Origin of the sequence: Nocardia ninae NBRC 108245 (assembly GCF_007990755.1) — a bacterium.
GTDB classification, from domain to species: Bacteria; Actinomycetota; Actinomycetes; order Mycobacteriales; family Mycobacteriaceae; genus Nocardia; species Nocardia ninae.
Genome location: NZ_BJXA01000028.1, coordinates 42,694 through 51,633, shown reverse-complemented (window position 1 = coordinate 51,633; position 8,940 = coordinate 42,694). Strand labels below are relative to the sequence as shown.

The window sequence follows — 8,940 nt, the reverse complement described above, 5'->3', positions numbered from 1 at the left end:
TGTCGGCATTGCCTTCTTCGAATTGTCGATTCAAGAATGGAATTCTTGTCGGCAGTGCCGATGCCGAGGGTGGTGCCCTATGAACAATCGAGGGCATCACGAACTGGGTGCGTTGATCCAGCGTGGACGCAAACGTATGGGACTTACGCAACATGAGGTGGCCACCCGCGCGGGAATCAGCGTGGGTGGTCTTCGCGATATAGAACAGAATCGGGTCACCCGGCCACGCGGGAGCACGCTGCGGCGCTTGGCCAGCGCGCTCGAGCTCTCGCCCGCGGAGGCGGACGAAATCGTGCAGCGCGGGCAGCAGGGACTGGTGCTCGCCAACGACCTGCGCCTGCAGGTGCTCGGACCGCTCGAGGTGCGGGTCGATGGTGATCGGGTGGAGCTCAACTCGATTCGGCAGCGCACACTGCTCGGCCTGCTCGCCCTGTCGCCGAACGCCGCGGTCAGCGTCGACGCACTGGCCGACGCCATGTGTGACGGCCACGCGCCGCCGTCCGCGATCGATGTCGTCCGGACACAGGTGTCGCGGCTGCGCAGGCGGCTGCAGCCGAAGGGGTACGGGCCGAGTGTGCTTGTCGCGAATGCCGGTGGTTACACCCTGCGGGTCGAGACCAATCAACTCGACGTGCTCGCCGTTCGTCAACTCGCCGACAGCGCGCTGCGTGATCGGAAGGCGGGCAGGCTCGATCTCGCCGTCGTCCAATACCGGACGGCGATCGAGCTGTGGCGGGACGTGCCGCTGAGAGACCTGCCGGGCCTGCATATTCAGGCGGCAGCGGCGGAATTGAATCGAGAACTGGAAACGGTGCTGCTCGAGTACGCCGATGCCGCATTGAAAGCCGGACGGCATGCCGAATTGTTGGCCCCGCTGCGCAAATTCATCGACACCAACCCCCTGCACGAATTGGCGTATGCCTCGCTGATGACGGCGCTGGCTCGCAGCGGACAACGCGCCGCTGCGCTCGAATTGTTCGAGACACTGCGGCAACGGCTCGCGCACGACCTCGGCGTCGACCCGGGGCGTGAGGTATCGGAGGCCTATTTGGCGGTGTTGAGCGAAGCGGACTACACGAAACTGGATCCCGTACAGGCGACTATGCGGACGCTGCCGCGGCCCGCTCAATTGCCCAAGGACACCCGCGGTTTCGCCGGACGCGAGCACCAGCTGACGCACCTCGACTCGCTGCTTACCCAGCACGACAGAAGCGGCGCGCCGATCATCGCGATTCACGGGCTCGGCGGTGTCGGCAAGAGCGCACTGGCCGTGCACTGGGCCCACCGCGTCGCCGAGCAGTTCCCGGACGGCCACCTCTATGCCGATCTCGGCGCCACCGAACCGTCGGAGGTGCTGCGCGGTTTCCTGATCGCGCTCGGTGTATCGCCGTTGATGATCCCGACCGAGCTGGCCGAACGGTCCGCTCTCTACCGCAGTATGTTGACGGACAAGCGATTGCTGATCGTCCTCGACAATACGGCCCCCGCACATCCGATACGGTCGCTGCTGCCCGGCTCCACCGACTCTGTCGTCGTGGTGACGAGCAGGCACCAGATGCGTGGCCTGATCGTTGCCGAGGGGGCGACGCCGCTGCTGCTGGACGTCATGTCCAATGACGAGGCGCGGACCCTGCTGCACCGCCGCATCGGCTCGGCGCGCGTCACCGGTGAACCCGAGGTCGCCGACGAGATCATCGCCCGATGTGGTCGATTGCCCCTCGCGCTCACGTTGATCGCGGCCCGCGCCGTCACCACCCCGCAATTGCCGCTCGCCGATATCGCGGATCAATCGCGGGACAACGCGTCCGTTCTGGATGTCTTCACCAGCGGCGAGGAAACCACGGATCTGCGTTCGGTCTTCGCGTCGACCTACCAGACCCTCGGCAATGAGGCGGCGGCATTGTTCTCGGCGCTCGGCCGCTTCGCCGATCCGAACTGCAGTGTGGCGGTCATCTGTGAGCGTCTCGATATGCCGACCGATCGGGTGTGCACCCTGCTCGATGAGCTGGCCAGGATTCATTTCGTCACCGAAGTCCGATCCGGCGAATACGTCTTGCATCCCCTCGTCCATGCCTACGCCATGGAGCTCGCGGCCGCCGCGGGCGCTGTGCCGCGAATCTCCGACAGCCGTCGCGACGGTGAGCGGATCCCGCACAGCAGGCCCATTCTGGAAGCGGGGTGATCCGGTAGCACCGAGCTGCACGCCGACGGGGCGAAATCCTCGGCATCGCGCCCCGCCCCGTCGGCACCGGGCTCACCGCGCGGCGACCCGGGCGGTCCGCGGCACGGCAAAGGAATGCCGATCGCCGGACCAGGACGACCTCGGTACCGTCGCTTCCAGCTGCGCCAACTCCGTGGCGGACAGTTCGACCGCCGCGGCGGCGACGTTCTCGGCCAACCGCTCCCGGCTCCTGGTGCCCGGTATCGGCACGACGTCATCACCCTGGTGCAGCAGCCACGCGAGCGCCAGCTGACCCGGCGTGATGCCGCGGGCCTCGGCGAGTTCACGCAAGCGCCGCAGCTGATCGGTATTGCGGATCAGGTGCTGGCCGTGGAAGCGCTGATCCGGTAGCCGGTCGTCGTCCGGGCCGAGCGCGCCGACGTCGAGCTTGCCGGTGAGGAACCCGCGGCCGAGCGGGCTGAAAACCACCACCCCGATGCCGAGCGCGCGGGCCAGCGGGACGATGTCGTCCTCCACTTCGCGCCAGGACAGCGACCACTCGTACTGGACCGCGCTGATCGGGTGGACCGAGGCCGCACGCTCCAACTCGGACGCGCTGGTCTCGGAGATGCCGAGATAGCGAACCTTCCCCGCGGCCACCAGCTCGCTCATCGTGCCAACGCTGTCCTCGATCGGGACCGTCGGATCCACCCGATGCAGGTAGTAGAGGTCGATACGGTCGGTGCCGAGCCGGGCCAGTGAGGCGTCACAGTATCGCCGGATATCGTCTGGCCGGGCGCAAAGCCGGGCCGGGTCTCCCGGGTTGTCCCGGACGATGCCGAACTTCGTGGCAAGCACTACCTCGTCCCGCCGACCGGCGATAGCCTGCCCCACCAGCCGTTCGTTGTTGCCCGCGCCGTAGCTCATGGAGGTATCGATCAGGGTGACGCCCTGATCGAGCGCGTACCGGATGGTGTCGGCCGAGGCAGCGTCGTCGCCCGGACCGTAATCCTGGGACATCCCCATGCAGCCGAGACCGATCGCGGACACGGCCAGTCCTTGGCCGCCGAGGAATCGTGTCTTCATCCGCCCTCCTCAGGCCCGGCCGGGCAACGCGGCATAGTTCAGCACCAGCACATCACGATGCGCGGGCTGGTTCTTGTCGATTGCTTCGATAGGCGTCACCGCGTGGTAGGTGCGCTGATCGTCGTTGAGCAGCAGTTCGCCCGGCTCGGTCAGGGTCACGGTACGCAGGCGCTTGCCGTCCTCGTCGTAGGTCGAGCTCTCGCCGCCGGTGATGTTGAGCCGGTCGATGAGCAGCGACCCGACGAAGGTGACGCCGTCGCGATGCCTGCCCTCCGGCGCGGGTTTGCCCATCTCCTCGCCCGCGATGATGCGAACGGGGTGCAACTTGATCAACCAGCGCCGGGTGTTGTCCACCGCCGTGAAGACCCGGCCGAGCCGGACGAGCACGTCGCGGAGCAGCGGGTCGCCGGCGAATGCGTCGGTGATCGGTTCATAGACCCGGTCGACGCCGCCATTGAGCCGGTTGTAGTAGCGCTCTTGCCGATAGGGCTCATGGGGCAGGGCGACCAGCTCACCGGTGTCCGGGTGGAGTTCGAATTGGCCGTAACGGCGGTAGCGATAGGTGCCGCCGTCGGCCATGAAGGTATCCAGGAGAAGATCGTCCCAGTTCTTCCCGAATCGAGCCCAGTCCGCTGCGTCGACGCCGAGCACGGCGGACAATTCGTCGGCCCGAACAAGGCTCTCGCCGACTTCGGTCAGCTGCTGAGAAATCTCGTGTTCTTTCTCGTCGAGAACGGTGTTGCGCGACATTCCGGTCCTTTCGCAGTGTGGCCAGGCCTAGATCGTGCGGGCGCGCACCAGCGTGGCGTGTGCAGTAGCCGGACAGCTGCGGCGGGACCTCTGTACTGGTCGGGGTGCCTTTCGGGCAGTGCTGCATGGTTCAGCTACGGCGCGCGGCACGGTTGGTGGTCGCGCCGGGTCCGCGCGGTCACAAACTGGTGGCCGACCCTCGCCTCGGTCGGCATGGCGCCGCCGAACTGGGGACCGCCGTCGTGCCGAGGTTGTGGCAGGTGTCAGGCGGATGACGCACGGCTCCGCAGAATCGGTAACCGACCCACCGCAGTTGTCGAGACGGGAACCGAATATGACGAGCGCACCCCAGGTAGCACAGATCGGCGGCATGGACCGAGAGGCGCCGGCGAGCCCGGTGTGTTCCTACAACGAATGGGATCCGCTGGAGGAGGTCATCGTCGGCATCGTCGACGATGCCAGCTTCCCGCCCTGGCACGAGTGCCTGCCCCCGGTGCTGCCCGCGGGGCAGCTCGAGACTTTCCGTACCAACGCGGGTCGACCCTTTCCGCCGGAACGGATCGAGGCCGCCCGCCGAGATCTCGACGAATTCGCACACATCCTGGAATCGGAAGGCGTCACCGTGCGCCGGCCCGAACCCATTTCGCAGCGCACCACCTACAGCACGCTGCATTGGACGAGCACCGGGCTGTATGCCGCCATGCCGCGTGATGCCCTGCTCGTTGTCGGCACCGACATCATCGAATGCCCGATGGCGTGGCGATCCCGGTACTACGAGTCGCTTGCGTATCGCCCGTTGCTCAAGGAGTACTTCCACGGCGGTGCCAACTGGAGTGCGGGGCCGAAGCCGGAGCTCACCGACGCGCAATTCGACCAGGATTGGTCCGACGAGCACCCCGATCAGGGCACCCGGCTCGTGGTCACCGAATTCGAGCCGACGTTCGATGCCGCCGATTTCACCCGATGCGGCCGCGACATCGTCGCGCAGATGAGCAATGTCACCAATGCCTTCGGTATCGAATGGCTGCGCCGTCATCTCGGCGACGAATACCGTATCCACGTCTTCGAATTCGACGATGTGCATCCGATGCATATCGATGCGACGCTGGTTCCGTTGGCGCCCGGGAAGCTGCTGGTGAATCCGGAACGCGTGCCGAAGGTGCCGAAGCTGTTCAAGGGCTGGGATGTGCTGGAGGCGCCGAAACCGATCATCCCCGACGCGCACCCGCTGTACATGACCAGCAAATGGATCAACATGAATATCCTCATGCTCGATGAGCAACGGGTCGTCGTCGAGCGTCAGGACGAGCCGATGATCCAGGCACTGCGCGACTTCGGGCTCACGCCCATCCCGTGCAACTTCCGTGACTTCAACAGTTTCGGCGGGTCGTTCCATTGCGCCACACTGGATGTCCGGCGCCGCGGGCCCCTACAGTCATACTTCTAGGCGGCGGGTCGGTCGGTGAGCGCTGCGCGCGGGCATCGGCTCGAGCTCCGGTAGGATCGACCGGTCGGTCGTCTTGATACCTGACGGCCGCGGTCCGCATCATGGGGCGATGCTGGCTTGCGTGCGGGGCGACAGTGCGCGCAGACCGGGATCGGCCGCCAGCACCTACCCGAACCCGACCAGAGCGAGCGAAGCCGAGCGATGACCTCTTCCGTTGACGATGTATCGAGCGACGAGACCTACGATCCGCGCACTGTTGTCGATAAGTGGATCCAGATCTGGGATAGCCGCGGCACTTTCGATGTCTCATCGCTAACGGGCGGCGACGAGCAAGCCGATCGCCGGTACGTGGTGAGTATGTTCTCGTATCCGTCGGGCGATCTGCACATGGGGCACGCGGAGGTCTATTCGATCAGCGACGCGATGGCCAGGTTCGCCAGGATGCGTGGCGCCGAAACGTTGTTCCCGGTCGGCTGGGACTCGTTCGGTCTGCCCGCGGAGAACGCCGCGTTCAAACGCGACCTCGATCCGAGGGACTGGACCTATCGCAACATCGAAACCCAGGCGGATTCGTTTCGCCGGCTTGGTATTTCGTTCGACTGGCGTACCCGCCTGCACACCAGTGACCCGGAGTACTACCGCTGGAACCAGTGGTTGTTCCTGCGGCTGTACGAGTGCGGGCTGACCTACCGCGCGGACGCCACGGTGAACTGGTGCCCCAACGACCAGACGGTGCTCGCCAACGAACAGGTCGTCCAGGGCCGTTGTGAGCGGTGCGGCGCGCAGGTGATCAAGCGTGCGCTCACCCAATGGTTCTTCAAGATCACCGATTACGCCCAGCGACTGCTCGACGATATGGATCAGCTGGCCGGTTGGCCGCCCGAAATCCTGACGATGCAACGCAATTGGATCGGGCGATCGGAGGGCGCGTACGTCGATTTCGCAGTCGACGGCCGGGACGAACCGGTGCGGGTGTTCACCACCCGCCCCGACACGCTTTTCGGTGCGACGTTTTTCGTCGTTGCCTTCGACGCGCCGCTGGCCGCTGAGCTGTGCGCACCGGACCACAAGGATCAGTTCGAGGCGTACCGGGCCAAGGCGGCGGGGGCGACCGAGATCGAGCGGCTGGCCACCGACCGGCCCAAGACGGGCGTGTTCCTCGGCTCCTACGCGATCAATCCGCTGAACGGCGAACGGATTCCGGTGTACGCCGCCGATTACGTGCTGGCGGGCTATGGCACCGGCGCTGTGATGGCCGTGCCCGCGCACGATCAGCGCGACCTCGACTTCGCGCGGGCGATGGACCTGCCCGTGCGCACCGTGATCGATACCGGGGAGCCCGAACCGAGCGTAACCGGTGTGGCCACCGACGGTGCGGGCGTCCTCGTCGAGTCGGATCGATTCACCGGACAATCCGTTGCCGACGCGCAAACCGCGATCATCGCCGAACTCGCCGAGCGCGGCGTCGGCGCGGCGGCGATCACCTATCGGTTGCGCGACTGGCTGCTTTCGCGCCAACGGTATTGGGGCACCCCGATCCCGATCATCCACTGCGGCGCATGCGGTGAGGTGCCGGTGCCCGATGACGAATTGCCCGTGCGGCTCCCCGAATCCGGGTACCAGCTGCGTCCCGACGGCGGTAAGCCGCCGCTGGCCAGCGCCGAGGACTGGGTCGCGGTGCCGTGTCCGCGCTGTGCCGGTCCAGCCCGGCGCGACACCGACACGATGGACACCTTCGTCGACTCGTCGTGGTACTTCCTGCGCTACCCGAATCCGGACTTCACCGAGGGTCCGTTCGATCCGGCGGGAATCGCGCGGTGGCTTCCGGTCGACGAGTACATCGGCGGTAAGGAGCACGCCACCGGCCATCTGCTGTACGCCCGGTTCCTGACCAAGTCGCTGCACGACGCGGGGCTGCTGCCGTTCACCGAACCGTTCACCCGGCTGACCAACCAGGGCCAGGTACTCATGGACGGCAAGGCGATGAGCAAGAGCCTCGGCAACCTGGTCAACCTGCAGGATCAGATCGACCAGTACGGCCCAGACGCGGTGCGGATCACCATGATCTTCGCCGGACCGCCGGAGGACGACATCGACTGGGCCGATGTCTCGCCGCACGGGGCGGTCAAATGGCTGGCCAGGATTTGGCGGCTCGCCGACGAAATCGGGTCCGCGGCAACTCTTGCCGGTGATTCAGCGGTTGCGGGTGCGGTGCGGCGGTCGGTGCACGAGCTGATCGCCAAGGCCACCGAACTGATGACGGGCAAACGCCTCAATGTGGCGATCGCGCAGCTGATGCAGTTGACGAACGTACTGCGCAAAGCGGTCGATACCGGCCCCGGCGCAGGTGATCCCGCGGTCCGCGAAGGGGTCGAGGCGCTGGTGCGTATGGTGTCGTGTTTCGCGCCGTTCACCGCCGAGGAGGCATGGGAGCGGCTCGGCCATGGTCCTTCGGTGGCCGACGCGGGCTGGCCGGTGGCCGATCTCGACCTGATCGCGGCCGCGACCGCCACCTGCATCCTGCAGGTCGACGGCAAAGTCCGCGATCGGATCGAGGTGGCCGTCGACATCGATGATGACGCGCTGCGAACGCTCGCGATGTCGTCACCCGGCATCGCCAAGGCGCTCGGCGGGCGAGCCGTCGCGAACGTCATCGTGCGGGCCCCGAAACTGGTGAACGTCGTCTCGCAGCGGTGAGCGGCTAGCCGCCGAAGCGGTAGCGCAGTGACCGGATCCCGTTGCGATACAACGGGTTCCGGTACTGAACGGCGTTGTACAGTCGCCAGCCGGTGGACCGGATCAGCCGGTGGTCCGCCAGGGCGGGCACGGCTTCGAGCAGGGTGAGCGGGTGTGTGCGTTCGAGTTCACGCGGATCGCCGATCCCCCAGACTGTGTAGCCGAACCATCCGGCGATCTTGGCGTTCGCCTCGGTCATGACGTCGAAGATCAGTTCACCGCCGCCGAAACGGTCGATCAGCCTGCCGAGAAGCTGGGCGACGTCGGCCTCGCTGAGATACATGAGCAGCCCTTCGGCGATGACCAGCACCGGCCTGCCAACCGGCACGTCGTCCAGCCAGGCCGGCTCCGTCACCGAGCCGGCAACGAGCCGATAGCGCGGGCGGTCCGGGTAGAAGGATCGGCGCAGCTCGATGACCTCCGGAAAATCGACATCGAACCACTGGACGCGTTCCGGAAGGTCGAGGCGGAACGCCCGGCTGTCCAGGCCGCAGCCCAGGTGCAACACGACCGCGTCGGTATGGCGGGACAGGAACTCGCGGGCCCACTCGTCCATTCGGTGGGCGCGCAGCACAGGGATGTAGCGATCCAGCGAGCCCAACCGCATCTTGAACCGGAGCGGTCCGATCCGGCTGAGCACCTCGTCGGACCACCGGTCACCGAGAACCGGTGCCGCAGTGCGGTAGTCGAGCGCTTTCCCGCGCAACGGCAACAACAGAGTCTCCTGGACCTGGTGCTGCCCGATCTTTTCCAGTGTCAT

Annotated in this window: 6 protein-coding genes; 3 read left to right on the top strand and 3 right to left on the bottom strand. The window is 66.2% G+C overall.

Annotated features, from left to right (window positions below; all coding sequences use genetic code 11):
• Window positions 1–79 precede the first annotated feature (79 nt).
• Window positions 80–2,182 (top strand): BTAD domain-containing putative transcriptional regulator, encoded by a 2,103-nt coding sequence (locus NN4_RS21240; RefSeq protein ID WP_147134108.1) that lies wholly within the window; start codon window positions 80–82, stop codon window positions 2,180–2,182.
• Between the two features lie 72 nt (window positions 2,183–2,254).
• On the opposite strand, the gene NN4_RS21235 is transcribed toward NN4_RS21240, so the two are convergent.
• Together NN4_RS21235 and NN4_RS21230 are read right to left on the bottom strand one after the other, a co-directional pair.
• Window positions 2,255–3,247, bottom strand: a complete 993-nt coding sequence (locus NN4_RS21235; RefSeq protein ID WP_147134105.1) for an aldo/keto reductase — start codon at window positions 3,245–3,247, stop codon at window positions 2,255–2,257.
• A gap of 9 nt (window positions 3,248–3,256) precedes the next feature.
• Entirely contained in the window at window positions 3,257–3,997 is a 741-nt protein-coding gene (locus NN4_RS21230; RefSeq protein ID WP_147134103.1) for a 2OG-Fe dioxygenase family protein, read from the bottom strand.
• 334 nt (window positions 3,998–4,331) lie between these two features.
• Here NN4_RS21230 and NN4_RS21225 point away from each other — a divergent pair, with 334 nt between their 5' ends.
• Window positions 4,332–5,444: a hypothetical protein gene (locus NN4_RS21225; protein ID WP_222595123.1), complete on the top strand. Its 1,113-nt coding sequence runs from the start codon at window positions 4,332–4,334 to the stop codon at window positions 5,442–5,444.
• 201 nt (window positions 5,445–5,645) lie between these two features.
• Window positions 5,646–8,141 carry a leucine--tRNA ligase gene (gene leuS / locus NN4_RS21220; RefSeq protein WP_147134100.1) on the top strand — a complete coding sequence of 832 codons (2,496 nt, stop codon included), beginning with the start codon at window positions 5,646–5,648 and terminating at the stop codon, window positions 8,139–8,141.
• 4 nt (window positions 8,142–8,145) lie between these two features.
• On the opposite strand, the gene NN4_RS21215 is transcribed toward leuS, so the two are convergent.
• Complete coding sequence (locus tag NN4_RS21215) at window positions 8,146–8,940, bottom strand: class I SAM-dependent methyltransferase (protein ID WP_147134097.1); 795 nt, start codon at window positions 8,938–8,940, stop codon at window positions 8,146–8,148.

Excerpts from the sequence above, each read along its gene's own strand:
- NN4_RS21215 (WP_147134097.1), bottom strand. The coding sequence starts at position 8,940 with ATGACACTGGAAAAGATCGGGCAGCACCAGGTCCAGGAGACTCTGTTG.
- NN4_RS21235 (WP_147134105.1), bottom strand. The coding sequence starts at position 3,247 with ATGAAGACACGATTCCTCGGCGGCCAAGGACTGGCCGTGTCCGCGATC.
- NN4_RS21240 (WP_147134108.1), top strand. The coding sequence starts at position 80 with ATGAACAATCGAGGGCATCACGAACTGGGTGCGTTGATCCAGCGTGGA.
- NN4_RS21225 (WP_222595123.1), top strand. The coding sequence starts at position 4,332 with ATGACGAGCGCACCCCAGGTAGCACAGATCGGCGGCATGGACCGAGAG.
- NN4_RS21230 (WP_147134103.1), bottom strand. The coding sequence starts at position 3,997 with ATGTCGCGCAACACCGTTCTCGACGAGAAAGAACACGAGATTTCTCAG.
- leuS (WP_147134100.1), top strand. The coding sequence starts at position 5,646 with ATGACCTCTTCCGTTGACGATGTATCGAGCGACGAGACCTACGATCCG.